The 26,743-nt window shown below is 35.8% G+C and carries 25 protein-coding genes; 23 read left to right on the forward strand and 2 right to left on the reverse strand.

The features are described from left to right. Window positions 1–2 precede the first annotated feature (2 nt). The 12 genes from DOK76_RS06695 to gcvPB all read left to right on the forward strand — a co-directional run bounded on the left by DOK76_RS06695 (window position 3) and on the right by gcvPB (window position 13,765). Window positions 3–1,358 (forward strand): class II fumarate hydratase, encoded by a 1,356-nt coding sequence (locus tag DOK76_RS06695; protein WP_206966068.1) that lies wholly within the window; start codon window positions 3–5, stop codon window positions 1,356–1,358. Between the two features lie 134 nt (window positions 1,359–1,492). After that, a complete protein-coding gene (locus DOK76_RS06700) occupies window positions 1,493–2,173 on the forward strand; it encodes a response regulator transcription factor (protein WP_206966070.1) in 681 nt (226 codons plus the stop codon). Between the two features lie 16 nt (window positions 2,174–2,189). After that, the gene (locus tag DOK76_RS06705; RefSeq protein ID WP_206966072.1) at window positions 2,190–3,179 is read left to right on the forward strand and encodes a sensor histidine kinase; all 990 of its coding nucleotides are present in this window, start codon (window positions 2,190–2,192) and stop codon (window positions 3,177–3,179) included. Next, on the forward strand, window positions 3,176–3,820 hold the full coding sequence (locus DOK76_RS06710) for a DNA alkylation repair protein (protein WP_206966074.1): 645 nt from the start codon (window positions 3,176–3,178) through the stop codon (window positions 3,818–3,820). The genes DOK76_RS06705 and DOK76_RS06710 overlap by 4 nt, the downstream gene beginning before the upstream one ends. 166 nt (window positions 3,821–3,986) lie before the next feature. Beyond that, on the forward strand, window positions 3,987–5,045 hold the full coding sequence (gene rlmN, locus DOK76_RS06715) for a dual-specificity RNA methyltransferase RlmN (protein WP_206966076.1): 1,059 nt from the start codon (window positions 3,987–3,989) through the stop codon (window positions 5,043–5,045). Between the two features lie 367 nt (window positions 5,046–5,412). After that, window positions 5,413–6,135 (forward strand): gamma-glutamyl-gamma-aminobutyrate hydrolase family protein, encoded by a 723-nt coding sequence (locus DOK76_RS06720; RefSeq protein ID WP_206966078.1) that lies wholly within the window; start codon window positions 5,413–5,415, stop codon window positions 6,133–6,135. 14 nt (window positions 6,136–6,149) lie between these two features. Next, window positions 6,150–7,784, forward strand: coding sequence for a peptide ABC transporter substrate-binding protein (locus DOK76_RS06725; RefSeq protein WP_206966079.1), 1,635 nt, complete (start codon window positions 6,150–6,152; stop codon window positions 7,782–7,784). A gap of 168 nt (window positions 7,785–7,952) precedes the next feature. Beyond that, a complete protein-coding gene (locus tag DOK76_RS06730; RefSeq protein ID WP_206966082.1) occupies window positions 7,953–9,311 on the forward strand; it encodes an MFS transporter in 1,359 nt (452 codons plus the stop codon). Between the two features lie 209 nt (window positions 9,312–9,520). Next, complete coding sequence (gcvT, locus tag DOK76_RS06735) at window positions 9,521–10,603, forward strand: glycine cleavage system aminomethyltransferase GcvT (RefSeq protein ID WP_206966083.1); 1,083 nt, start codon at window positions 9,521–9,523, stop codon at window positions 10,601–10,603. 26 nt (window positions 10,604–10,629) lie between these two features. Next, window positions 10,630–11,010, forward strand: a complete 381-nt coding sequence (gene gcvH, locus DOK76_RS06740) for a glycine cleavage system protein GcvH (RefSeq protein ID WP_206966085.1) — start codon at window positions 10,630–10,632, stop codon at window positions 11,008–11,010. A gap of 5 nt (window positions 11,011–11,015) precedes the next feature. Next, window positions 11,016–12,338, forward strand: coding sequence for an aminomethyl-transferring glycine dehydrogenase subunit GcvPA (gene gcvPA, locus DOK76_RS06745; RefSeq protein WP_206966087.1), 1,323 nt, complete (start codon window positions 11,016–11,018; stop codon window positions 12,336–12,338). Next, window positions 12,335–13,765: an aminomethyl-transferring glycine dehydrogenase subunit GcvPB gene (gene gcvPB / locus DOK76_RS06750; protein WP_206966089.1), complete on the forward strand. Its 1,431-nt coding sequence runs from the start codon at window positions 12,335–12,337 to the stop codon at window positions 13,763–13,765. Before gcvPA ends, gcvPB begins: the two co-directional genes overlap by 4 nt. Window positions 13,766–13,783: 18 nt before the next feature. Here gcvPB and DOK76_RS06755 read toward each other — a convergent pair whose 3' ends face one another. Then, window positions 13,784–14,338: a GNAT family N-acetyltransferase gene (locus DOK76_RS06755; protein ID WP_206966091.1), complete on the reverse strand. Its 555-nt coding sequence runs from the start codon at window positions 14,336–14,338 to the stop codon at window positions 13,784–13,786. Between the two features lie 316 nt (window positions 14,339–14,654). Between DOK76_RS06755 and DOK76_RS06760 the strand changes: the two genes are divergently transcribed. Genes DOK76_RS06760 through pcp form a run of 3 tightly spaced genes read left to right on the forward strand, consistent with a single transcriptional unit; the run spans window position 14,655 to window position 16,932 of the window. Continuing rightward, window positions 14,655–15,341, forward strand: a complete 687-nt coding sequence (locus tag DOK76_RS06760) for a DUF969 domain-containing protein (RefSeq protein ID WP_206966093.1) — start codon at window positions 14,655–14,657, stop codon at window positions 15,339–15,341. Continuing rightward, on the forward strand, window positions 15,341–16,264 hold the full coding sequence (locus DOK76_RS06765; protein ID WP_206966095.1) for a DUF979 domain-containing protein: 924 nt from the start codon (window positions 15,341–15,343) through the stop codon (window positions 16,262–16,264). The genes DOK76_RS06760 and DOK76_RS06765 overlap by 1 nt, the downstream gene beginning before the upstream one ends. A gap of 20 nt (window positions 16,265–16,284) precedes the next feature. Continuing rightward, window positions 16,285–16,932: a pyroglutamyl-peptidase I gene (pcp, locus tag DOK76_RS06770; protein ID WP_206966096.1), complete on the forward strand. Its 648-nt coding sequence runs from the start codon at window positions 16,285–16,287 to the stop codon at window positions 16,930–16,932. A 53-nt stretch (window positions 16,933–16,985) separates the two neighbouring features. On the opposite strand, the gene DOK76_RS06775 is transcribed toward pcp, so the two are convergent. Continuing rightward, entirely contained in the window at window positions 16,986–18,278 is a 1,293-nt protein-coding gene (locus DOK76_RS06775; RefSeq protein ID WP_370590112.1) for an alkaline phosphatase family protein, read from the reverse strand. A gap of 403 nt (window positions 18,279–18,681) precedes the next feature. Between DOK76_RS06775 and aroE the strand changes: the two genes are divergently transcribed. From aroE to pheA, 8 genes are read left to right on the forward strand one after another with little or no spacing between them, the layout of a single operon-like run. Beyond that, complete coding sequence (gene aroE / locus DOK76_RS06780) at window positions 18,682–19,569, forward strand: shikimate dehydrogenase (protein WP_206966098.1); 888 nt, start codon at window positions 18,682–18,684, stop codon at window positions 19,567–19,569. A 2-nt stretch (window positions 19,570–19,571) separates the two neighbouring features. Continuing rightward, window positions 19,572–20,606, forward strand: a complete 1,035-nt coding sequence (aroF, locus tag DOK76_RS06785; RefSeq protein ID WP_206966100.1) for a 3-deoxy-7-phosphoheptulonate synthase — start codon at window positions 19,572–19,574, stop codon at window positions 20,604–20,606. Window positions 20,607–20,618: 12 nt separating this feature from the next. Continuing rightward, a complete protein-coding gene (gene aroB / locus DOK76_RS06790) occupies window positions 20,619–21,686 on the forward strand; it encodes a 3-dehydroquinate synthase (RefSeq protein ID WP_206966102.1) in 1,068 nt (355 codons plus the stop codon). A gap of 22 nt (window positions 21,687–21,708) precedes the next feature. After that, window positions 21,709–22,875, forward strand: coding sequence for a chorismate synthase (gene aroC, locus DOK76_RS06795; protein WP_206966104.1), 1,167 nt, complete (start codon window positions 21,709–21,711; stop codon window positions 22,873–22,875). 18 nt (window positions 22,876–22,893) lie between these two features. Continuing rightward, on the forward strand, window positions 22,894–24,003 hold the full coding sequence (locus DOK76_RS06800) for a prephenate dehydrogenase (protein WP_206966106.1): 1,110 nt from the start codon (window positions 22,894–22,896) through the stop codon (window positions 24,001–24,003). 10 nt (window positions 24,004–24,013) lie between these two features. Beyond that, window positions 24,014–25,303 carry a 3-phosphoshikimate 1-carboxyvinyltransferase gene (gene aroA, locus DOK76_RS06805; protein WP_206966108.1) on the forward strand — a complete coding sequence of 430 codons (1,290 nt, stop codon included), beginning with the start codon at window positions 24,014–24,016 and terminating at the stop codon, window positions 25,301–25,303. Then, a complete protein-coding gene (locus DOK76_RS06810; protein WP_206966111.1) occupies window positions 25,300–25,815 on the forward strand; it encodes a shikimate kinase in 516 nt (171 codons plus the stop codon). The genes aroA and DOK76_RS06810 overlap by 4 nt, the downstream gene beginning before the upstream one ends. Beyond that, on the forward strand, window positions 25,812–26,657 hold the full coding sequence (gene pheA / locus DOK76_RS06815; protein WP_206966112.1) for a prephenate dehydratase: 846 nt from the start codon (window positions 25,812–25,814) through the stop codon (window positions 26,655–26,657). Before DOK76_RS06810 ends, pheA begins: the two co-directional genes overlap by 4 nt. Window positions 26,658–26,743 lie beyond the last annotated feature (86 nt).

Genomic DNA, 26,743 nt, shown 5'->3' on the forward strand with positions numbered 1-26,743 from the left:
TAATGAGTTATCGGATTGAAAAAGATTCAATAGGCGAAGTGAAAGTTCCTTTAGAGAATAAATGGGGAGCTCAAACAGAAAGAAGTCGCCAAAATTTTAAAATAGGTAAAGATTTAATGCCAATCGAAGTGGTGTATGGTTTAGTTGAAATTAAACGAGCAGCAGCTATCGTTAATCATCAATTAGGTAAATTATCTGAAGAAAAAGCAGAAGTGATTGTTTCTGTTTGTGATGAAATTTTAAAAGGTGTTTGGGATTCTGAATTTCCTTTAAGAGTTTTCCAAACAGGTAGTGGAACTCAAAGTAATATGAACGTCAATGAAGTGATTGCTCATTTATGTGAAGAAAGAGGTAGTCTAATCCATCCCAATGATGACGTGAACATGTCGCAAAGTTCTAATGACACATTTCCAACAGCAATGCACATTGCAGGCTTAACGTTATTGCAGCCTTTACAACAAGAGCTTAGTCAATGGATTGACTTACTCCAAGAATTAGAAACAAAGAATAAAGGCATTATTAAAATTGGCCGTACTCATTTACAAGATGCCACACCTTTAACCTTTGGACAAGAGATAAGTGGTTGGAAAACCATGATCATGAAAGCTAAATCCTTCATTGAAACAAGTAGTGAGTCTCTTAACTATTTAACAATTGGCGGAACGGCTGTTGGGACAGGTTTAAATGCACCAGTTGGCTTCGATGTTGAAATGGCTAAAGAAATCGCTGCTCACACTGGTTTACCTTTTGAAACGGAAGAAAATAAGTTTTATGGTTTAACTAGTTATTCAGGTATCTCTTTTACTCATGGGGCGTTACGTGCCTTAGCAAGTGATTTGATGAAGATTGCTAATGACATTCGTTGGTTAGCAAGTGGTCCTCGTGCAGGATTAGGTGAAATCACGATTCCTGAAAACGAACCAGGTAGCTCAATTATGCCAGGAAAAGTTAATCCAACTCAAGCAGAGGCCTTGACGATGGTCGTTTGTGAAGTTCTTGGAAACGACACGACGATTCAATTTGCCAGTAGCCAAGGAAACTTTGAACTAAATGTCTACAAACCAGTCATTATAGCTAATTTTCTAGAGAGTGTTACCTTATTAACAGAAGGAATGAAGTCATTTAGAACAAATTGTCTTTCAGGTGTTGAAGCAAACGTTGAAGCTATGACACGAGGAGTGGAACGTTCATTAATGTTAGTGACAGCTCTAAGTCCTTATATTGGTTATGAAAAATGTGCTATTGTAGCTAAATTAGCTCATAAAGAAAACCTTTCTTTAGAAGAGGCGATACTTAAATTAGAGTATGCAACAAAAGAAGAATTTAACGAATGGGTTAGACCAGAAGAGATGATCTAACCCGTCGTTTTGAATAGATAAGAGTCTTAAAAACGAGAACGAACCCCTTGTTCTTTGTTTTTGAGGCTTTTTTCTATTGTGAGAGTTCTCTAAACTATAGTAAACTGATACTAATAAAGAAGGTGGAGGCACGTATGAAGATTTTGTTAGTGGAAGATGATAGTAAATTAAGTCATTTAATTAAAAGCCACTTAGAAAAGTATGGTTATGAGGTATTTGTTCCAACAGAGTTCAAAAATTTACTTGATTATTTCAAGTCAATTGCACCAGATTTGATTCTAATGGATGTTAACTTACCTGTATTTGACGGGTTTTATTGGACTAAACAATTGCGTCAATTGACAAAATGTCCGATTATTTTTCTCTCAGCAAGAGATAGTCAGATGGACCAAGTTCTAGCTCTAGAGTACGGTGGGGATGATTATATCGTTAAGCCTTTTTCATATGATTTGTTACTTGCTAAAGTCAAAAGTCACTTAAGAAGAGCTTACGGGGAGTATGCCGTAGTCAAAGAAGAAAGTAGTCTAACTGTCAAAGAAATGACTTATTTTCCCGATCGATTAGAGATGGTAGTTAAGGAAAAACAAGAAACGTTGTCCTTAAAAGAAGGGCAGCTACTAAAAGTCTTGATGTCCAATTATCCTGATGTTGTCTCAAGACAAGAGCTATTAGGTGAGATTTGGGATGATGAGAGTTTTGTCGATGATAATACACTTTCAGTTAATATGACACGTTTAAGAAAAAAATTGGCTCAAATGGATTTAGAAGAAAGTGTGTTAACAGTCCGTGGAAAAGGTTATCGTTTAGTCATTTAATGGATAGGAGAGTCAGATGAAAGAATTTCTAAAAAATCAAAGTCTCTATCTCATTAGTTTGATTACAAGTATTAGCTTAGTTGTGGGAATCATGTGGTTAGATGGCTATCGTGATACTAAATTATTAATTTATGCGTGTTTACTGACACTACTAAGTGTGGTTTTATTTTTAGGTATTACGTACTTAAGACAAAAAAAGTTATATCAATTAATGGAATCTAAAGAAGTACGGGTGAATTTTGAGCAAGTCCAGGAAGATTCAAGTAACTTATCAAGGAATGTTTATGAGTTACTTAATAAGGAACACCTCTATTATTACCAAGTCATTCAGGAACAGAAATATGCACTAGAAGAGCATCAACATTTTATGTATCAATGGGTTCACCAGATGAAAACGCCGTTAGCTGTTATTGAATTGATGGTTGACGGGGGAGAGTTGGATAAACATAGTTTGTTAGAAGAAACGGATCGTATGAAAGAAGGTCTAAATCTTGCTCTTAATATGGCTCGGATAGATTCATTTAATCAAGATTTTATGATTGAGCAAGTTAACCTCAAACAACTAGTTACTCAAGTGATTAATGAACAAAAAAGAAATCTTATTCGCCATCAAGTCTTTCCAAAACTTGAAATAGATGAGCAGATTGTCATTGAAACAGATAGAAAATGGCTTGCTTTTTGTCTGACTCAACTACTTTTAAATAGCATTAAGTATACGAAAAAAAATGAATCAAGACTGATGATAACCTCAAGGATGACCAAAAACACATGTGAGCTAAGTCTGAAAGATTATGGGATTGGAATTGAGAAAAAGGATTTACCACGCATTTTTAATCCTTTTTTTACAGGAAATACAGGGCGTAATCAACGAGAGGCAACTGGAATGGGACTTTATTTGGTAAAAAAAGTATTAAGCAGATTGGATCACGGGATTACAGTGGCATCTGAAAAAGACGTGGGAACAACCATGACAATTACTTTTAACGAAATGGGGCGTAAGAAATGACTGAATTTATGTTAATAGGGCAAAAGGACAACGCAGTGGCTATGGCAAAATACATGAGAAATCAATTTCCATTTGTTGGTGTTAAATCCCCCGATAGAAAAAATCAAAGTAAAGAGTTAATAAAAGAAAGTAAACAAATGTCTTTAAAAGAGCTTGAAGAACTAGTAAGAAAATTATATTCTCGCCACGAACGTGAGTATCAAAATGTCGCTATTGATATGTGTGAAGCAAATATTAAACGACTGTCTTGGAGAGAACTTAAATCTCTGTCCTCTCTCATTTTGGATAGACCTTGGTGGGATACAGTAGACGCTTGGCGTAAGATATATAGCCTCTACATTAAACAACATAGGGCTGATAAGGAAATGGTGTTTGATTTCTTTTATAGCCATAATGATTTTTGGATGAGACGCATCGGTATCACCTTACAATTAATGGAAAAAGAGCAGACAGACACACAACTTTTAGAAAAAGCGATTTTGAAAGATCTTAAGACAGAAGAGTTTTTTATTCAAAAGGCAATTGGCTGGTCTTTAAGACAATATAGTAAAGTTAATCCAGAGTGGGTGATTTCTTTTGTGGACCAAACGGACCTAACACCTTTAGCCAAAAGAGAAGCCTTAAAAAACTTAAAAAAATGACCTGAAAATAAACAACTAACTATGAGAAGCTAGTATTCTTAATAGTTAGTTGTTTTTGTTAAATCTAGGATTAAAAATAGCTTAAGAGCATTGCAAAGACTTTGTGAATGTTTTATAGTGATAAAGTGTACAAAGTGTACAAAGTGGAGAAAGTAGGAATATAAAAATGAAACCATCAATTTATGGACTGACTCAAGAAGAGTTGGCTAAATGGCTAGTTGAACATAATGAGAAGAAGTTTAGAGTGACGCAAATTTGGGATTGGTTGTACGTTAAAAGAGTTCGTGAATTTAGTGACATGTCAAACTTATCAAAAGCCACAATTGCTTGTTTGGAAGAACATTTTATCATTAATCCTTTAAATGAAATTGTGGTTCAAGAATCAAATGATGGCACTGTTAAGTATTTATTTGAATTAGAAGACAAGCATATGATTGAAACAGTATTGATGCGTCAAAAATACGGGTTATCTGTTTGTGTTACTACACAAATTGGCTGTAATATCGGTTGTTCATTTTGTGCTAGTGGCCTCTTGAAAAAGCAACGCAATTTAACAGCTGGCGAGATTGTCGCCCAAATTATGCAAGTTCAACATTACTTTGATAATAGAGAACTAGATGAGAGAGTAAGTCATATAGTTGTTATGGGAATAGGAGAGCCCTTTGATAACTATCAAAATGTGCTATCATTCTTAAACATTATGAATGACTCAAAAGGTTTAAATATTGGTGCAAGACACATGACTGTTTCAACGAGTGGATTAGTTCCAAAAATTAAGCAATTTGCTAAAGAACCTATGCAAGTTAACTTAGCTATTTCACTTCATGCTCCTAATAATGAAGTGAGGACTCGTATGATGGTGATTAACAAGGCTTATCCAATTGAGCGCTTGATGGATGCCGTTGATTATTATTTAGAAGAAACCAATCGCCGAATTACTTTTGAATATATCATGTTGTCAAAAGTTAATGATTTGCCAGAACATGCAGAACAATTAGCAGAATTATTAAAAAATAAGAAGAAACTTTCTTATGTCAATTTAATTCCATATAACCCAGTAAGTGAACATGATGAGTATCAAAGAAGTACAAAAGAGGATATCTTAGCTTTTTATGATATCTTGAAAAAAAGAGGCGTAAACTGTGTCGTTCGACAAGAGTTTGGCTCAGACATTGATGCCGCATGTGGTCAATTAAGAAGTAAACAAATGAAAAAAGCGAAGTAATAAGCTGATTAATGCTAAAAGGTGTGAGATGTAAAAGGGACGAAAGTTGTTTTTATATTTCGCCCCTTTTTTTATTTTTTATAGAAAAGTGTTATTTTAAAAAAAGGAAAAGATTGACTTATTAAAAGTAATTTGATACTATTTTTCTCAATACATTAAAGAAAGATGAGAAATATTCTTTTCGACCTTTGGTGATACTATATGAAGAGGTGGTTTTTATGAAAAACAAGACACAGACTTTTTATTTTCGTCGTGTGTATTTAAAATGGCAGGACAAATCTGTACAGGAATGTGAAGACCATCAGTGTTGTTGTTTATCTATCTAGAAAACAAACTTTATATAAAATCAAAAGATGAGGAAGATTAGATGAAAAAACAAGTGATTGGTATTTCTTTAAACGAAACAGAAGATTCAGGAGATAAGTTGCATCATTTGCCGATTAATTACTTACCGGCAGGCTACGCAAGAGGGGTACAACAAGCAGGAGGCTTACCTCTATTAATTCCTGTTTCAGGTAAAGAAGATGCAAAGACTTATATTAGTCAGATAGATAAGCTTATTTTAACAGGTGGTCAAAACGTAAACCCTGCCCTTTACGGAGAAGAACGAGAATTTGATGAAAGTTTGATGTTAACAAGACGTGATGAGTTTGAGATGGCATTAATAGAAGAAGCCATTGCCCAAGAAAAGCCAATTTTTGCCGTTTGCCGAGGGTTACAACTACTGAATGTGTATTTAGGTGGTAGTTTGTATCAAGACCTAAGTAGGCGTGAAATTGAAGTTGTTAGGCACATGCAGGATCCTATTCCACGTGAAGTTCCAACCCATGAAGTAACCATTGAAGCAAACAGTTTATTGAGTCAGGTATACGGCTTATCAACAAAAGTTAATTCATTCCATTTCCAAAGTATTAAAGATCTTGGAAAAGGCTTAGTGATGACAGCCGTCAGTGAAGATGGCATTGTTGAAGGCATTGAAAGTAGTGATCCTAAGAAGCGTTTACTAGGTGTTCAGTGGCATCCTGATTTTTACTTTGAAGAATTTGCCCACGAGCGTCGTATGTTTGAGTTTGTTGTTAATGAGTTATAATTGGAGGAATCGACATGAATAAAAAAGGATGGTTGTTATTAGCAAGTAGTTTATTTTTATTAGTAGGATGTGGTTCTAACAAACAAGAGAGCCAAACAGGAGACAAAAGTAAACCTAAACAGGAGATTAGTGTGGTTTCTTCAGGTGAACTCTCTACTTTAGATAGTGGGCTTTATTCTGATGTCAACAGCTCAGATATGATTGGTCAATCAATGGAAGGGTTGTATCGATTAAATAAAGAAGGACGACCTGAGCTTGCTATGGCAAGTGAGGAGCCAACTATTAGTGAAGATGGCTTAGTGTATACATTTAAGATTCGAAAAGATGCCAAATGGTCTAATGGCGATGATGTGAAAGCTGAAGACTTTGTTTTATCGTTTCAACAAGTAATTAACCCAGATTACGGCTCAACAAGTAGTAATCAAATGGATATCTTTAAAAATGGGCGTGCTATTCGAGAAGGAAAAGACAAGTTAGACAATTTTGGTGTAAAAGCACTAGATGACAAGACTCTTGAATTAAGTTTAGAATACCCTGTACCTTATTTAGATCAAGTGTTAGTTGGAACTCCATTTATGCCTAAAAATGCTAAGTTTGCTAAAGAAAAAGGAACAGTGTATGGAACTAGTTCAGATAATTTTGTAGGAAATGGACCTTTTCTTGTAACGGGTTGGAGCGGGACGAATGACTCTTGGGAACTGGTTAAAAACGACTCCTATTGGGACGCTAAAAACGTTAAGCTAGAAAAAATCAATGTGCAAGTGGTTAAAGAAGTAGCAACAGGTGTGCAACTATTTGAAGCAGGAGACGTGGATTATACGACTTTAAGTGATACATATGCCCAAGAATACAAAGATTCTCCGCAAGCTCATTTTGTACCAAAAGCTTTAGTTGGCTATTTAAGTCCTAATCAAAAACGAGAAGTTACGGGTAATGTTCATGTGAGAAAAGCTTTCTTACAAGCAATCGACAAAGAACAATTTGCAAAAGAGGTCCTTGGAGATGGCTCATTAGCCTTAAATGGATTTGTTCCAGAAAACTTTGCAACAAATCCTAAAACAAAAGAGGATTTTAGAAAAGAAAATGGAGAGTTGCTTTCATATAATGTGAAAGAATCTCAAAAGAACTGGGAATTAGCTAAAAAAGAATTAGGAAAAGACAAGATAGAGTTAGGACTCATGTCAGCAGATTCTGGGACAGCTAAGAAAACTATTGAATATGTTCAAGGTCAACTGCAACAAAATTTACCTGGCTTAACAATTACCTTGAAATCAATGCCTTTACAAAATCGTTTAGACTTCCAAAATAAAGGTGAGTTTGATTTAGTATTTGGGACTTGGACACCAGATTATGCAGATCCGATTAACTTTTTAGAGTTTTATGATTCTAAAGGTGGGTTAAATACGGCTAAATATAACAATCCTGCTTATGATGAAGGGTTAAAAGAAGCTCGTTTTGATTTAGCACAAACTCCAGAAAAACGTTGGGATAAACTGTTAGATTTGGAAAAAATCTTGATTGAAGAAGATGCAGCAGTATTGCCGCTTTATCAAGGATCGGTTGGTTATTTAGCATCAGATCGTTTGAAAGACATTCAAGTATTTCCTTTTGGAAGAACAGTATCTTACCGACTGGCGTATGTTGAGTAAATTAAAAGTAAAAAAAACTTTTATTTCTTGACATTTAATTTTTCTTCTTTTAAAATAAAGAGGAATAAATCGTACAGATAACACAAAGTAATTTGTGTCGAGAGAGAGGCGAAATTTATCATTATTGATGAATTTTGTCTCTTTTTTTTACGTGTAAAGGAGAGAATTATGGAACAAGAAAAACGATTTCATGTTAATTTAGCCGTTCTTGCTACGGGAATGATGGCTTTTGCCGGGGTCTTAATTGAAACAGCAATGAATGTGACATTCCCCACTTTAATTGAGGAATTTAGTATCACCACGAGTCAGGTACAATGGGTAACCACCATCTATCTATTGATGATTTCAATCGTTGTGCCTCTATCATCGTATTTGATTAAAAATTACAGTAAGCGCCAACTATTTATGGCTTCAAGCGTTTTCTTTATTGGTGGTGTACTGATTGATGCGTTTGCTTTTTCATTCAGTATGTTATTACTAGGACGCTTATTACAAGGGGTTGCAACAGGGATTGCTTTACCTTTAATGTTTAACATTATTTTAACCAAAGTTCCTTTAGAAAAAAGAGGAATGATGATTGGGATTGGTAACTTAACCACTTCAATTGCTCCTGCTATGGGACCAACATACGGGGGGATTCTTACCACTCAATTAAATTGGAAGTACATTTACTTATTACTGATTCCGATTTTAATTATTTCGACAGTTATTGGTTTATATGCGATACCCAAAGAACACAAAGAGAAAGTTGATACCATCAATACCAAAGCAGCTATTTATCTATCTGTGATGTTTACAGGTTTATTATTCTTCTTTAGCTACTTACAATCACCATTCGGTTGGGCATCTCTTGTGGTAGGTTTAATCGCAGGTATGATGTTCTACAAAGCTAACAAAGAAAAAACTTTGTTAAATCTTTCTGTTTTTTCTAACAAGATGTTTACTATCTATTTGTTATCCTTTTTAGTTTATCAAATTTTATTGTTAGGTGTTTCTTTTGTTTTACCAAACTATATTCAAATCGTTTCAGATGTACCAGCATCACGAGCAGGTCTAATGATGTTCCCGGGAGCGTTAACAGGGGCTTTGTTTGCACCAATCTCAGGTAAAATGTTGGATAAATTTGGCTTTAAGAAACCGATTGGAATTGGGATTGCAGCAGCATCTCTTGGATGGCTTGGTTTAATTTTAGTAATTCAAACAAGTAATATGATCTTAATCACAACTTGTCACGTGATCTTTATGATTGGTGTAGGCTTGTCTTATAGTAATGTGATGACAGTTGGTTTGTCATCAATTAAAACGAATGAACAAGATGATGGAAATGCTATTTTTAGTACATTACAACAGTTTATGGGAGCTATCTCTACCTCTTTTGTCGCTATCATACTAGATGTTTTCCAAAAATCTAATTCAGATTATCAAGTAGGGACAAGTATTGGGGCTAAAGTAGCCTTAAGTATTCTATTTGGATTATTAATAATCAGTGGCATTTCCGTTTATAAAACGTTTTCAAAAAAAGCTTAAAAAAAGACTATTAACTAAAGTTATGACTCAATGTTCTTGAATAAAGAATGTTGAGTCTCTTTTTTTATAATTAGCACTTAAAATATAAAATAAAAACGAACATTAAAGAAAAACTCATTTTTGCTTTTATATCAATTGAAATATGTTATTATTTAGTTAAGCATCACAAGTTTTAAAGCAAATGATTGTATAGAGAGGGGAAATGATTAATGGACAAAAAGACACCACTTTATCAAAAACATGTTGATTTAAAGGGGAAAATAATCCCTTTTGGTGGTTATCTCTTACCTGTTCAATACGCTGACACTGGATTAGTAAAAGAACATTTAGCAGTACGTGAAAGCGTAGGCGTGTTTGATGTCTCTCATATGGGTGAAATTATCATTGAGGGAAGCGACGCATTAACGAACGTTCAACAGCTTTTTACGAATGATTTTAAGGATATGGTCTTTGGCCAGATTAAATATACCTTAATGTGTAATGAAGAAGGTGGCATCATTGATGACTTGATTTTGTATAAATATCATGATGACAAGTTCATGGCAGTCGTTAATGCTTCTAACAAGGAGAAAGACTTCGCTTGGATCACTTCAAAACTTTCAGGAGATGTTAGAGCGATTGATAAAAGTGCTGAGACAGGCTTAATTGCGATTCAAGGACCTAAAGCTAAAGCGACCCTTGAAAAGTTAGTTAAAGCAGAAGATTTTCCTGAAAAATATTATACGTTTAAAGAAGGCATTTTGATTCATGGGATTCCTGTTGATTTATCAGAAACAGGTTACACGGGTGAAAATGGCTTTGAACTCTATACAAAGGCTGAAGATATTGCTACTATTTGGGATTTAGTCTTTGAGGCAGGTGAAGAATTCGGTATTACGCCCTGTGGTCTAGGGGCAAGAGATACCTTACGTCTTGAAGCAGGTATGCCTTTATATGGTCATGAAATGTCTTCAGATATTACACCTCTTCAAGTTGGCTTAAAGTTTGCAGTTAAACTAAATAAAGATGACTTTTTTGGAAAGGCAGCTTTAGAAAATAGCGAGCCTGAACGTGTTCGAGTTGGCTTAAAAATTACAGGTAAGGGAATCGTTAGAGAAGACGCACTGATTTTTGCTGATGGAAAAGAAATCGGTATTAGTACATCAGGGACTCATGCTCCTTACTTAGGTTATGCCATTGCCATGGCTCTTATTGATAAAGATAAATCAAGTATTGGCCAAGAAGTTGAAGTTGAAGTACGTAAAAGAAGAATTAAGGCTGAAGTTGTTCCAATGCCTTTTTATAAAAAATAAGATACTTTTTTAGGAGGAAATTTGTTATGTCAAGACCAGCAGAAATTAACTATTTAGCAACTCATGAGTGGGTAAAATTTATTGATGAAACAACCGCACTTGTAGGAATTACAGATTTTGCTCAAGAGCAATTAGGAGATATCGTGTTCGTTGAGCTTCCAGAAGTTGACCAAGAAGTATCTAAAGGAGACCAAGTAGCAGAAGTTGAATCTGTGAAAACTGTTTCTGATATATATACTCCTTTTACAGGAACGATTTCAAAAATAAATGATGCATTAGAAGATGCTCCAGAAAGCGTTAATGAAGCGCCATTTGAAAACTGGTTATTTGAAGTAAGTAATATTACTGATAAAGAAGAATTGTTGAATCTTGAGGACTATAACAAAGTAGTTGAAGAGGAGGCGTAAATTAGATGGGGAAATATAATTACATTCCTTCAAGCAAAGATGAACAAAAGGAAATTCTTAATATCCTTGGCTTAACAAGTGTTGAGGAGTTATTTGAAGAGATTCCTGAAGAGCTTAAGATTAAGGAGTTAAACATTCCAAGTGGCAAATCAGAGGTAGAAGTTCGTCGTATTATGGAAAGTTTAGCTAAAAAAAACCAAGTATTTTCTTCTATTTTTAGAGGAGCAGGTTCATACAATCATTATATCCCATCAATTGTGAAACAAATTACGTCAAAAGAAGAATTTTTGACTGCCTATACGCCTTATCAAGCAGAGATTAGCCAGGGGATTCTGCAATCTATTTTTGAGTTTCAAACGATGGTAACTGAGTTAACTGGCTTACCAGTCTCTAATGCGTCAGTTTATGACGGATCTAGTGCTGCAGCGGAGGCTGTTAATATGTGTATTGATCGTCGTCGTAAGAAAGCACTGGTATCAGCTACAAGTCATCCGATGACAATTCAAACGATTCAAACCTATTGTCATGCTATGGGGACAGAAGTTGTCATTGTACCAGCCAAAGATGGTGTCACAGATAAAGAAGCTTTGGTATCTTTAATGGATGAGGGAACAGCTTGCTTTTATGTGGAACAGCCAAACTTTTATGGTTGCCTAGAAGAGTGCGAGGTCATCAGTGAGTTAGTTCATGAGAACAAGAGTAAAATGATTATGGGAATTAACCCTATTACAACAGCAGTCTTAAAAACACCTTTTGAATGTGGAGCTGATATTGCAACAGGTGAAGGGCAACCTTTAGGCTTACCGATGAACTTTGGTGGACCTTACCTTGGATTTATGGCAACCACTGAAAAAATGATGAGAAAATTACCAGGGCGAATTGTGGGACAAACCGTTGATAAAGATGGAGAAAGAGCCTTTGTTTTAACGCTCCAAGCTAGAGAACAACACATTCGCCGTGAAAAAGCCTCTTCAAATATTTGTTCGAATCAAGCTCATTGTGCTTTAACAGCAAGTGTCTACTTATCAGCAATGGGGCCAAATGGTTTAAGAGAAGTTGCAGAGCAGTGCTACAGTAAAGCGCACTATTTGCAAGTACGATTAGCAGAAATTGGCGGCTTTGATTTAGTCTACTCATCAGAGTTTTTCCATGAGTTTGTGACCACAACTCCCATAGAAGCAACAGAATTGACTAAAAAACTGCAAGAAAAAGGGGTTTTAGGTGGTTTACCTGTAGAAGGAAATCTATTGTGGTGTGTCACTGAATTATGTCAGAAGGAAGATATTGACCAATTAGTATCAACGCTAAAGGAGGTTACTAACGGATGAAATTAGTATTTGAAAGAAGTCAAACAGGCAGACAAAATGATTTTATTCCTGCTTTAGATGTTGAAGAAGTTGCATTACCAGAAAAATTTGTCAGAAAACAAGATTTACGATTACCAGAAATCTCACAAGTTGATATGAGTCGTCATTACACGAAATTAGCTGATAATAGTTTTGGTGTTAATAATGGTTTCTATCCACTTGGTTCTTGTACAATGAAATATAATCCAAAGATTAATGATGAGATGGCTAATTTACCTAATTTTAGTCAAATCCATCCCTTACAACCACTTGATACAGTTCAAGGTTCTCTTGAAGTATTTCATTTAGCTGAGACTCTGTTAGGTGAAATTACTGGAATGGATGCCATGACTTTCCAACCCGCAGCAGGAGCTCAAGGAGAGCTTACTGGAATTATGTTAATCAAGGCGTATCATGAAGACAGAGGGGATATAAAACGTAATAAAATTATTGTCCCTGATTCAGCTCATGGAACGAATCCAGCGACAGCTTCTATGGTTGATTACGAGACAATTAATATTCCATCTAAAGCTAATGGACGTGTTGATTTAGAGAAATTAAAAGAAGTTGTGGGAGATGATACAGCAGGACTGATGTTAACAAATCCTAGTACTGTTGGATTATTCGAGTACGATATTATTGAAATCACTCAAATTATTCATGAAGCCGGGGGACTTTGCTATTATGATGGGGCTAATCTAAATGCGATTATGGGAACAGTTCGTCCTGGGGATATGGGATTTGATGTGGTTCACTTAAATATTCATAAAACATTTTCAACGCCTCATGGTGGTGGTGGACCTGGTTCTGGTCCGATTGGTTGTAAAGAAATTTTGATGCCGTACTTGCCTAATAACCATGTGGTAAAAGTCGGCGATCAATTTGAATTTGAAACAGCAGAAAAATCGATTGGTAGTGTCAAAACATTTTATGGACATTTCGCCATTGTTGTTAGAGCGTTAACGTATATTCTTTTCTTAGGGAAAGAAGGCATTCCACAAGCGTCTAAGACAGCAGTTTTAAATGCCAATTACATGCGTCATGAGTTGAAAGACTTCTATGATATGGCCTATGAAGGACCTTGTATGCATGAGTTTGTTATGTCATTAGATAAACTGAAAAAAGAAACAGGTGTAACTGCCTTAGATGTGTCAAAAGCTCTGCTTGATAACGGCATGCATCCACCAACCATGTATTTCCCAGATGTGGTGAAAGAAGCGTTAATGCTTGAACCAACTGAAACAGAAAGCAAAGAAACATTAGATGAAGTGATTGCCGTCTTTAAAGCGATTCACCAAGAAGCTTATAGTAACCCACAAGCTATTAAAGATGCGCCTGTTAATACGCTTATCAAGCGTGTTGACGAGACTCAAGCAGCAAGAAATCCAATTTTAACGTATCAATTTTAAAAAGAGACACCAGAAATGTTAATCATTTTCTGGTGTTTCTTTTTTTGATTCCCACATATGTCTAAAATAGGCATAATTTTCTAAATCTTGAAAGGTACCAAAACGGAAAATCTCTTGTTTTAACGTTCCTTCATGGACAAAACCAAGACGTTCATAAAGTCTTATAGCTTTTGTATTAAATCCAAAAACTTGTAGCTTAATTTTGTTAAGAGGCATGTACATAAAAATGAAATCCATTAGTAGTTCGATTGATTCACTACCAAATCCTTGATTACTTTGAGTTTTAGTCAAGGTTAGACCTATCTCGCAAGTGCTATTTTGATAGTTAACACCGTAAAGAGCAATCGAGCCAACCAGTTCTTTGTTGTCTATTCGACAAATCGCAAAGTTGTAACCAGCTTCATTGCTTTTGATAAACGTTTCTAATTGAGTGACTGTCACGGGATAAGGAACATCATCATCTCCATACAAGCGACTATCTGATTCATTTTCAAACTTTACAAGGATATCTAAATCAGGTGATTCAATTGGACGCAATAAAATGTGTTTTCCTGTCAAATAAGGATGTGTCATACAAAATCAACCTCTCTTTTTTAATGTAGCGTCTAAATGAATGTTTCAAATGGAAACATATTTCTAACGTACTTATTAATAAGATAGATAAAAAGTAAGTATTAAACGAAAAAATTATGAAAAAGTTTTCTTGTCGATTGTTTTTGTATATGTTGATTAATGATTCTTTATCTGTTTGTTTACTAAACACAATAAAGGAGTAGAAAAAAGTAAAAATAATAAACCCTGTGATTTTATTTTTATTTTTGTGAAAAAGTATAGTAAACTTATAACTATTATTATTTTTACAAACTTATTACAAAGGGGAGAAACATTGATGGAATGGATCAAATTGATCGGTATCGTCATAATCGTTTTAGGATTTATTTTTAAATTTGATACGATTGCAGTAGTTGTTGTAGCAGGTCTTGCAACAGCACTAGTGTCAGGAATTACACCTGTCCAATTTTTAGAAGAATTAGGAAAGGCTTTTGTTGATCAACGAATTGTAACGATTTTCTTTTTAACGTTGCCATTAATTGGTTTAGCAGAATCTCATGGTTTGAAAGAACAAGCGGTTAACTTAATCAAAAAGGTTAAGGGACTCACAACGGGAACTTTCTTATCTATTTATTTAATTGTCAGAGAATTAGCGGGAGCATTTTCAATCCGTTTAGGTGGACATCCACAATTTGTACGCCCACTTGTTCAACCAATGGCAGAAGCCTCTGCTGAAGCAAAATACGGTGAACTTGATGCAAAAGACAAAGAAACTATTAAGGCTAAGTCTGCTGCTATGGATAACTATGGTAACTTTTTTGGTCAAAACACATTTATTAGTGCGGCTGGTGTGTTATTAATCGTTGGGACTTTAGATTCTATGGGGTATAAAGTATCTGGATTAGATATTGTTAAAGCTTCTATCCCAGTAGCATTAATCATGATTGTTATTGGAGTTCTTTCAAACAAAATGTTTGATAATAAATTAGCAAGAAAATACAAAAACAAAGGAGATAAGAAATAATGGAGACATTTTTTAATAATCTATTAGAGTTTTTCTTTGTTTTAGTTGGGTTACAATTGGTTTACACAGCATACAAAGTATTTAAAGACACAAACAACTCAAAACGAATTGGTTCAGCACTTTTTTGGCTAGACTTGGGAGCTTTGTTCATGTTAGGAAAAGTATTGCCTAACGCAGTTAACGGTCTACTTGTTGTTTTATTAGGGGTGATTTCATTATTTAGACAATTTGAAATCAGTCAATTTGAACCCTTCAATCAAGAAGAATTAGAAAAAGATGCTAAAAAATATGGTAATAAAATCTTTATTCCTGTTTTATCTTTAGCTGTAGTGTCAGTTCTATTAGCCTTTTTCATTCCTTTATCAAGTAAATCAGCAATCGGTGTGGCTTCTATCGTAGGTATTGTGTTAGCTATGATTATTTTTAAATCAAAACCAAAACACATTATCAAAGAAAGTGACCGAATGATTCAAGCAATGGGAACATCAGGTATTTTACCTCAATTATTAGCTGCACTTGGAGCTATCTTTACTGTTGCTGGTGTAGGCGATGTGATCTCTCAAATGATTGGTGGTTTTGTACCAGAAGGGAACAAATTAGCTGGTGTGATTGCTTATGTTCTTGGTATGGTTGTTTTCACCATGATTATGGGAAATGGCTTTGCGGCGTTCACTGTGATTACAGCTGGAGTCGGAATACCTTTTGTTATTGCTCAAGGAGCAGATCCAGCTATTGCAGGCGCTCTTGCTTTAACAGCTGGGTATTGTGGTACTCTATTAACACCAATGGCAGCCAACTTTAACATTTTACCTGCGTCACTTCTAGAGATGGAAAACCCTAACGGAGTGATTAAAGAGCAAGCGAGAATTGCTGTTATCATGATTATTGCGCATATTGCCTTGATGTACTTCTGGGCATTTTAATAAAAGAAAGGAAGTTTATGATGAAAATTTTAGTAACTGGATTTGATCCATTCGGACAAGATATTATGAATCCTGCAATTGAAGCAGTGAAACGTTTACCTGAGGAAATTTCAGGCGCGCAAATTATTAAATTAGAAATCCCAACTGTTTTTAACAAAAGTGCTGAGGTTATGGCTCAAGCAATGAAAGAACACGATGTGGATTATGTTTTAAACATTGGGCAAGCTGGTGGTCGTTTTGATTTAACACCAGAACGTGTTGCTATCAACTTAGATGACGCTCGTATCCCAGATAATGAAGGAAACCAACCAATTGATGTCGTTATTAAAGAAGATGGTGAAGTAGCTTACTTCTCGCAATTACCTGTTAAAGCAATGGTAACTGCGATGAAACAAGTTGGCTTACCAGCATCTGTTTCTAATACAGCAGGAACTTTCGTTTGTAACCACATTATGTACCAAGGTCTTTACTTAACTCACACAGCATTTCCAAAAGCGAAAGCTGGATTCATGCATGTGCCTTTCTTACCAGAACAAGTGGTAGAAAGACCGGGTATGCCTGCTATGAGTTTAGAAGATATTACTAGAGGAATTGTTGCTGCTATTGAAGCAATTGTTGCCTTTGATGGTAAAGCAGATCTAGCTATTGTGGGTGGACAAACTCACTAATATAAAAAGAATGGTAATCTAAGCCTAACAAGCTTAAATTTCCATTCTTTTTTTTAGTTGAAAATATCTTTAATAATCTGTCCAGAAACAGTTATTGGGAAATGTTTCAATCCTAATAATTTAGCAAATGTGGGTGCTTCATCTACTAAATTAGCTGTTGGAATTTTAAGCCCTTTTTTGATGTCAGGACCGAAGAAACAAACAGTTGTTTCATATTGAGGTTTATCTGGGTGAGACCCATGAATACCGAAGTAGTGATTTGGCTGACCAATAGCTTCTTTGGTCACTTTCTCAAAAAGAGGCCTTGTGATTTCATCAGTGAAATAATAACCAGCTTTAGCTTCTACCATGAAAGTAGCATTTGGATCTGCTCCCATTTTGTCACTTTCTTCAGATGTATAAATAGCTTCAATGCCTTCTAAGTTGTTGATTTCATTGTAAATGTCTTTAGGATCAACGGAGCTATTCTTTTTACAATAAATATAAGTTGACCCATCACAACTTTTGGCATAAACTTGCCAATTATTTTTGATCCCACCATTTGGTTTAGCTTCTGCCCAACCTTTTTTAACAAATAGAGTGTTTAGCTTAATCATGGTATCTACATCAATTTGATAATGATCTCCTAAAACAACAAAGTTTGTTGATTCAAAAGTGCCATTATCTTTTGTTGCTTGGATAATTTTAGCTAGACGATCATCTTGTCTTTTCAAGGCTTCGATTGCCTCTTCTGACTGAACGCCATAAGCATGTCGCATACTATCCATATCAACTAAATGGATAAGGGTTAAGTCTGGTTGATAATGCTCAATGGTGTCAACAGCACAAGCAGTGATAAACTCATCTAAGTAGGGCTGCATGATCCCTTTTCTTAAATGACCATATTTCTGATTCATTTTTAGTAAAAATAAAGGAGAGCTTGCTTTTAAGGAAATCATTACTTGGTTAGTCCAAATACGATTTGGAAAAATTTCTGCAATATTATAATCAATCGAGCTACTTGCAGTAACCGGCCATAAAAAGGCAGCGGTTTTTAGTCCTTCATCTTTAGCAGTAGAATAAAGTGTAGGAACTTTAATTTCCTTATCGTACCAGAACCAATCTGGAGATAGCCTTGTTGCTTGCGTTTTTGTATTGTTTACAACACCGTGTTTTTTTGGATATTCACCTGTCATTAAGGTAACATGAGAGGGATATGTTAGTGTTGGGTAGATTCCTTTAACTTTTTCGACGTGACTACCTTCATCAATTAGTTGTGACAAAGTAGGTAGCTTGTCTTTGTGTAACTCTATATCCATAGCGCCTAGAGCGTCAATGGAGATGATGATTAGTTTCTTATTCACTATTGAAGCCTCCTTTGAGAGTATTATATCAAAAAAACATTTTTTGAAAAATAAATTGACAAGATTTTTTTTTATGGGTATACTGTGTTCAATTATTAAATAGATTGTAGGAGTGGCAGACATGAACCAAATCATTAAGCGTCTAATCTCACAATTGAATAACTTTTACTTTAGCTTTTATAGAGCAAGTTTGTAACCATGTGACATGGATACAAACGACAAACAGTTTGTATCTATGAGGCTAGAGAACTTTAATTTGACTTTAAAGGCCCCGTAGATAAATAAATCTATCGGGGCTTTTCTTTTATGATAATAGTTATATTCAAAAAAGACGGTAACTTTAGATTTGTTGTATCAATCTATGAAAAGTTATCGTCTTTTATTTTGTAATTAGAAAGGAGAAACAATGAAACAAGAAATATCAGGTTATACCAGATTAGCAGGCGTTATTGCTAATCCGATTAAACATAGTTTATCACCAATGATTCACAATTATGGGTATCAACAAACAGGAGTTGACGCTGTTTATCTTGCTTTTGAAGTAGAAAGACAAGATTTTTTACAGACGTTAGAAACAGTGAAACTCTTTAATATGCTAGGGGTTAATATCTCTATGCCTTATAAAAAGCAAGCCTATGACGCTTGTGACACCGTATCAGAAGTAGCAGCACTTATTGGAAATGTGAATACAATTGTTCAAAAGAAGGGTCAGTTAATTGGCTGTAACACTGATGGACTTGGGTTCATTGAAAGCCTTAAAGAAAAGGATGTTTCCATAGAAGGAAAAAGCTTGATGATACTAGGTGCTGGAGGAGCAGCAAGAGCTATTATTTGCCAGTGTGCTCTCCTTGGTACGAAAGAAATAAATGTCTTTAAGCGAAAAAACGAAACATACAAACAACAAGAGATAGAACTACAAGAAATTGCAAGAAAAACGCAAGCCATGATTGTTTTACATGATTTTAATGATGATGGCAAGAGAAACCAAGTCATCGAGAAAAGTGACATTATTGTTAATGCGACACAGCTTGGTATGGGGAAAGATGACAGAATGCCGTTTGATGATTTTTCAAAGGTAACCAAGCAACACGTTTTAGTTGATTTAATTTATCACCCCCTTGAAACACGTTGGCTTAAGAAAGCGAATGACAAAGGCATTAAAACAATAAACGGTTTAGGTATGTTAGTTCATCAAGGTGCATTAGCTTTTAACTTGATGACTCAAAAAGACCTGCCAGTTAAAAGCTTATTACAAGACATAGAACAATTAATGGAAAAGAAAAAGGAGAATTAGACATGATTATTATTATGGAGCAAGGTGCCACAAAAGAACAAGTAGAAGCAGTTATCAAACGTGTAAAAGAAGTAGGATTAGAAGTTCATCTAAGTGAAGGAAAAGACCAAACGGTGATTGGCTTAGTTGGAGACACTGAAAAAATGATTGATGTGCCGTTTAGAGGGTTTGATGGTGTTGCCGATACGGTAAAAGTAACGAGTACTTATAAATTAACGTCTCGTCAGTTCCATCCAGTAGATACAGTCGTTGATGTAGATGGCTTAAAAATTGGTGGCGAGGAGGCTTTTGTGACAATGGCTGGACCTTGTTCGATTGAAGGGTTGGATCAAATAATGGAGTGTGCTCGAATCGCTAAAGCTGGTGGAGCCACTGTATTACGTGGAGGGGCTTTTAAACCAAGAACATCTCCTTACGCATTTCAAGGTTTAGAAGAAGAAGGTCTGAAATACATTCGTGAAGCAGCAGACAAGTTTGATATGAAAGTTATTACAGAAGTAATGGATGAAGCGAATTTAGAATTAGTGGCTAAATACACTGATATTTTACAAATTGGTGCACGAAATATGCAAAACTTTAAGCTTCTTCAAGCAGTTGGAAAAACTGGAATGCCAGTGGCTTTAAAACGAGGCATCTCAGGCACTATTGATGAGTGGTTAAATGCGGCAGAATACATTGCAGCAAGTGGTAATCAAAAAGTCATCTTTGTAGAACGAGGTATTAGAACATACGAAACAGCGACGCGAAACACATTGGATTTAAGTGCAGTTCCTGTTATTCAAAAATTAAGCCATTTCCCAATTATTGTGGATCCAAGTCACGGAGTGGGTGTCTGGGATTACGTGACACCAATGGCAGTAGCAGGTGTTGCTAGTGGCGCATCTGGCATGATCGTTGAAATCCATCCAGAACCTAATAAAGCATGGTCAGATGGCCAACAAAGTCTAAATGAAAAACGTTACCTGAATATGATGGAACAAATTCACGTGATGGAAAAAGCCATGAAAGAAGTCAAACTAATTAGAGAAAAGATTTAAGGAGTGAACAAGATGCAACTACAAGTTAAATTACCAGATAACGCTTATGAGTTAGTCATCGAAAAAAATCGTTTATCTCAAGTAGGAGATTGGGTTGCTAGTCTTTGGGATAATCGACAAATCGTGATTATTTCTGATGAAACAGTCGCTTCTTTATATGGAGAGTCGGTTCTTAAATCAATTGAAGAAAAAGGGTTTAACACGTCTCTTGTGACGGTTCCACCAGGTGAAGAAAGTAAAAGTTTATTACAAGCTGAAAAGTTATATCACTACCTTGCTGAAAAAGGAATGACACGAAAAGATGGCATTATTCTTTTAGGTGGTGGCGTTGTTGGGGATTTAGGTGGATTTGTCGCTTCAACCTATATGCGAGGCTTGAGTTTCTTGCAAATCCCAACAACTCTCTTAGCCCAAGTTGATAGTAGTATCGGTGGGAAAACAGCTGTGAATACAAGTCTTGCTAAGAATTTAGTGGGAAGTTTTGCGCAACCAGATGGTGTTTTGATTGATCCAATGACATTAGAAACCTTAGAAGACAGACGACTCAGAGAAGGATTGGCAGAAGTTGTTAAGTCAGCTGCTATTTTAGATAAAGAATTATGGCATTTTTTAAGTGAGATGGCAGATGAATACGAAGCCTTAGAGAATGCAGAAGCTATTATCTATGCTTGTTGTAATATCAAAAGACAAGTTGTGGAACAAGATGAAAAAGACCATGGTGTACGTTTATTGCTTAATTTTGGACATACCATTGGTCATGCAATTGAACAAACACAAGGCTATGGTGTTGTTAGCCACGGAGAAGCAGTTGCTATTGGCATGTGCCAACTGACTAAAGTGGCAGAAGATAAAGGCTTAACTCAAGTCGGAACTTTAGACAAGTTAGTTCAACTACTTGAGACCTTTCATTTACCAACTGGATTAGAGAATTGGGATGAAGAAAAAATGTATCAAGCTCTAACCCATGATAAAAAAACAAGAGGCAACCAAATCAAATTAATTGTATTAAAAGAAATTGGTGAAGCATTTATTGAGACCATTCAATTAGAAGAGATGACAGATTACTTGTCACGTTCATAAAAAGGAAAAGAGGAATTTACCCATGAGATATTTAACAGCAGGAGAATCACACGGACCAGAGTTAACAACGATTATTGATGGGTTACCAGCGGGAATTCCCATTTCGGTTGAACAGATTAATCAGGATTTAAAGAGAAGACAAGGTGGTTATGGTCGAGGAGGCCGTATGTTAATTGAAACAGACACGGTAGAGATCACCTCAGGCATTAGACATGGCAAAACATTAGGCTCTCCAATTACATTAATCGTTAAAAATGATGATTTTAAAAATTGGGAGACCGTTATGGGGATTGAACCAGTAGATAAACGAGCGAAAAAAATGCGCCGTTTATCTAAACCAAGACCAGGACATGCTGATTTAGTAGGTGGCATTAAGTATGACCATGATGATTTAAGAAATGTGTTAGAGCGTTCTTCTGCAAGAGAAACAGCAATGCGTGTCGCAGTAGGCTCAATTTGTAAACAGTTATTAGCTGCTCTTGAGATAGATGTGGCTAGTCACGTGTTAGAAATTGGTGGGGTTCGTGGAAATATCCCGGATAATATGACTGTGAAAGAGATTCAAGAGCGAGCAGAGCAATCTGTGGTTCGTTGTGTCGATGAAGCCATTGAAGAAGAGATGAAAGCTAAAATAGATCAAACCAAAGCAGATAAAAATACCATTGGTGGCGTTGTTGAAGTTGTTGTTGGAGGAGTTCCAATTGGACTTGGAAGTCATACCCAGTGGGATGCTAAGTTAGACGGTAAAATTGCTCAAGCAATCGTATCCATCAATGCCTTTAAAGGTGTGGAATTTGGTGTTGGTTTTGAGGCGGCTCGTTTATACGGTAGTGAAGTAATGGATGAAATTATTTGGAGTAAAGAAGCAGGTTACACGAGAACAAGTAATAATTTAGGTGGATTTGAAGGTGGTATGACAAATGGGATGCCTGTCGTGGTTCGTGGTGTGATGAAACCTATTCCAACACTGTACAAACCTCTTCAATCTGTTGATATTGATACAAAGGAAGTATACAAAGCTAGTGTGGAACGTTCTGATAGTTCAGCTGTTCCAGCTGCAAGTATTGTTGCTGAAGCTATGGTAGCTATTGAGATTGCTAAAGCTATGTTAGATAAATTTGAAAGTGATTCTTTCAAAGCGATGCAGATAGAAGTGAAACGTTATCGCGACTATACTCTTAACTATTAAAAAGAGGAGGTCTCGAATATGGAAAAAGCGCAACATGTGCTTATGATCGGTGTCGGTCTAATTGGAGCATCACTTAGTTTAGCCATTAAAAAGAGTCACCCAGACACCACTATTTCTGGATTTAGCCACTCTAAAGAAGAGTTAGAGGGAGCAAAAAAAATAGGTGTTTTAGATAACTATTTCTTAAATTTAAGAGAGGGAGCTAGTCAGGCTGATGTCATTTTTTTATGTACGCCTGTCTTAGTTACCCTAGAATTAATGCAAGAATTAGCATACTGTTCACTAAAATCAACGGTTATCATTACGGATGTGTGTAGTACAAAACAAGATGTGATGACAGAAGCTAAGCGCTTATTTACACCACATACAACGTTTATTGGTGGTCATCCTATGGCGGGATCTCATAAATCAGGCTTTTTAGCAGGAGATAAAGATTTATTTGAAAATGCTTTTTATATCTTAGTATCAGAAGGAAACCCTCAAGTTATAGAGATGTCTTCTTTAAAAGAGTTATTAGTAGGAACTCAGGCGAAATTTGTTGAGTTGACAGCCAAAGAACATGATCAAATAACAGGAGTCTTAAGTCATATGCCACATGTGATTGCTTCTCTTTTAGTTAATGAAGCAGAGTCACTAATGACGACGTATCCTCTGTCAAGAAAATTGGCAGCAGGAGGCTTTAGAGATATTACTCGAATTGCCTCATCTGACCCGAGAATGTGGACAGATATTTCATTAAGTAATGGGGAGATTCTTCAAGATGAAATCAATCATTGGCTTGAAGCGCTTCTTGAGTTTAAAGAGTATTTGATGAATTCAGATGAAGCAGCTATTTTTTCATTTTTTAATGAAGCGAGAAGGATTCGTGAAAGTATCCCAGTTCATCAAGAAGGCAGTATTCCAGGCTTCCATGATTTATACATTAACGTCCCAGATCACCCAGGTGCAATCGCAGAAGTAACAGGTGTTCTAGCTTCTGAAGGGATAAGTTTAATTAATATTAAAATTATTGAAACAAGAGATGACATTTTTGGGATTCTCTGTGTGTCATTTAAAAACGAAAAAGATTTAAACAAAGCAAGGCAGATGATTACGCAAAAAACGGCGTATACTTGTCTAGTTCAGTAAGGAGAAAGCGATGCAACTAATGACAAATGTAACTTCCCTAAAAGGGACAATTGAAGTGCCAGGAGATAAATCTATTTCTCACAGAAGTATTATGTTTGGTGCCTTGGCAACAGGCAAAACAACAATCACGCATTTTTTAAAAGCAGATGATTGTTTAAATACCATTAAGATTTTCAGACAACTAGGTGTTGAAATTGAAGAAAAAGAAAAGGAAATCGTTGTGACGGGTGTAGGTTTTCAAGGATTGAAACAACCAAGTGACATTTTAGATGTAGGTAATTCAGGAACGACTATCCGCTTATTAATGGGTATCCTAGCAGGCCAAAATCTAGAAGTAATCTTAACCGGAGATAGCTCTATTCAAAAACGTCCGATGAATCGAGTAATGCTTCCCTTACAAGAGATGGGAGTTGAGGTGTCAGGATTTGAAGGGACACAATTTCCACCAATAAACCTCAAGGGAAATAAAGACATTCAACCAATTCATTACCAATTGCCAGTTGCAAGCGCCCAAGTCAAGTCAGCTCTCTTATTTGCAGCACTTTATGCTAAGAAAGAGTCCGTGATTATTGAAAAAGAATTAACAAGAGACCATACAGAGGTGATGATTCGCCAATTTGGTGGACAGATTGACGTTAGTGGGAAAGAGATTAAATTGAGTGGTCATCAGCAGTTTAAAGGAACTCATGTCAATGTCCCAGGAGATATTTCTTCAGCAGCTTTCTTTATCGTAGCAGGACTTTTAGTATCAAATAGTCGAATTGTCCTTAAAAATGTCGGCTTAAATCAAACACGGACAGGTATTATTGATGTGATTAAAGCTATGGGAGGCGATATCTCTATTGAGGACATAGATGAGGTTAATGAATCAGGTACTGTGATTGTGACAAGTAGTGACTTAGTAGGAACAGAGATTAGTGGCGAGTTGATTCCTAGATTAATTGATGAAATCCCCATTTTGGCTTTATTAGCGACTCAAGCAACTGGTACAACAGTTATAAAAGACGCAGAAGAATTACGAGTGAAAGAAACAGACCGTATTCAAGCTGTGGCAGATGAATTAAGTAAGTTAGGTGCTGATGTGACTCCGACTGACGACGGCTTAATTGTTAAAGGTCCAACACCTTTAACTGCTGGTAGCGTAACAAGCTACGGAGACCATCGTATAGGTATGATGCTACAAGTCGCAGCTTTACTCGTTAATGAAGGCGAAGTTATTCTTGATAAAAGCGAGGCAGTCTCTGTTTCATATCCTACATTTTTTAAAGATTTAGCTAAATTAGTGAGTGATGCTAAATGAGTGGCATTATATTAGTTGGTTTTATGGGGTCTGGTAAATCAACCGTAGGAAAACAATTAGCAGAAGCTTTACATTGCGAGTTTATTGAGATGGATCAAGAAATTGAAAGAAAAACAAATCAAACAATCCCTGAGATATTCGCATCAAAGGGTGAAATTTTTTTTAGAGAAACTGAGTATCAAGTATTGACTGAATCCATACAAAAGAAAGCTGTTGTAGCAACAGGTGGTGGAGTTGTGACCTTTGATAAAAGTAAAGCTCTTTTAAAAAGAGAATCACCTGTTATCTACTTAAAAGGTCATGTGGACACTTTGTTTAGCCGTATTGTGAATGATCAACACAATAAACGACCATTAGCAACGGCTAAAACAAAACAAGAAATAGCAGAGATGATGTCACAAAGAGAAACACTATATGAGGAGGTCGCTACCCATACCATTGTGATTGACGACTTACCCGTGTCAGACATTGTGTCTATCATTATGAAGGAAATAAAGGGGATGAGACTATGAAAATAGGATATCTTGGACCAGAAGGCTCATTTACGCATACAGCAACTACTTGTTTTTTTAGCAATCACTTAGTTGTTCCTTTTCCTTCTATTGTGAGTACTCTAAAAGAATTAGAAGAAGGAGACTTGGATTATGTAGTTGTTCCTATTGAAAATTCAATCGAAGGCACTGTGAATCAAACACTAGATTATTTGTATCATCAACTATCTATTCCAGTGCAAGGAGAGATTATTTTACCGATTAAGCAACATCTAATGGTGAACCGTAAACAAGTCACATCCCTTGAACGACTAGAAGTTATTAAATCCCATCCGCAAGCCTTAGCCCAATCGCAAACTTTTTTAGCTAATCACTTTAAGAATGTGCCACAAGTGATGACAGAATCCACAACAACAGCTGCACAGTGGATAGCGTCACACCCAGAAGAAAGAGCAGCTTGTGTGGGGCCAAAAGAAGCGGCAGGGATGTATGATTTAGTGATTGTTCACGACAATATTCAAGATATAGTGACAAATGAGACGAGGTTCTGGATTGTTGGTAAGAATACGTTGCGAGAGAACAATTGGCAAAAAAGTGGTGACAGAAAGACCATTGGTGTGTCTTTTCCAGAGAATAAACCTGGAAATTTACATAAAATCTTATCTGTTTTTAGTTGGCGCGGGATAGATCTAACTAAAATTGAATCAAGACCTTTAAGGACTAAACTAGGTGACTATTACTTTTTGATAGATATGAAACAGGAACAAAAAGAATTAAATCAAGGGGCCTTAGAAGAAATTAGAGCGTTAGGCGGAGAGATTAAACTATTGGGAGATTATAGCTTTTTTAGAAAAACGCTTTAGCATAAAAATAGTTAAAGATTTGAGCGAAACCATTTCAATACCTTAAAAAATAGTCTATGATGAACAGATAATGATTAAGTAGAGGG

It is taken from the genome of Candidatus Vagococcus giribetii (assembly GCF_017316185.1).
GTDB lineage: Bacteria > Bacillota > Bacilli > Lactobacillales > Vagococcaceae > Vagococcus > Vagococcus giribetii.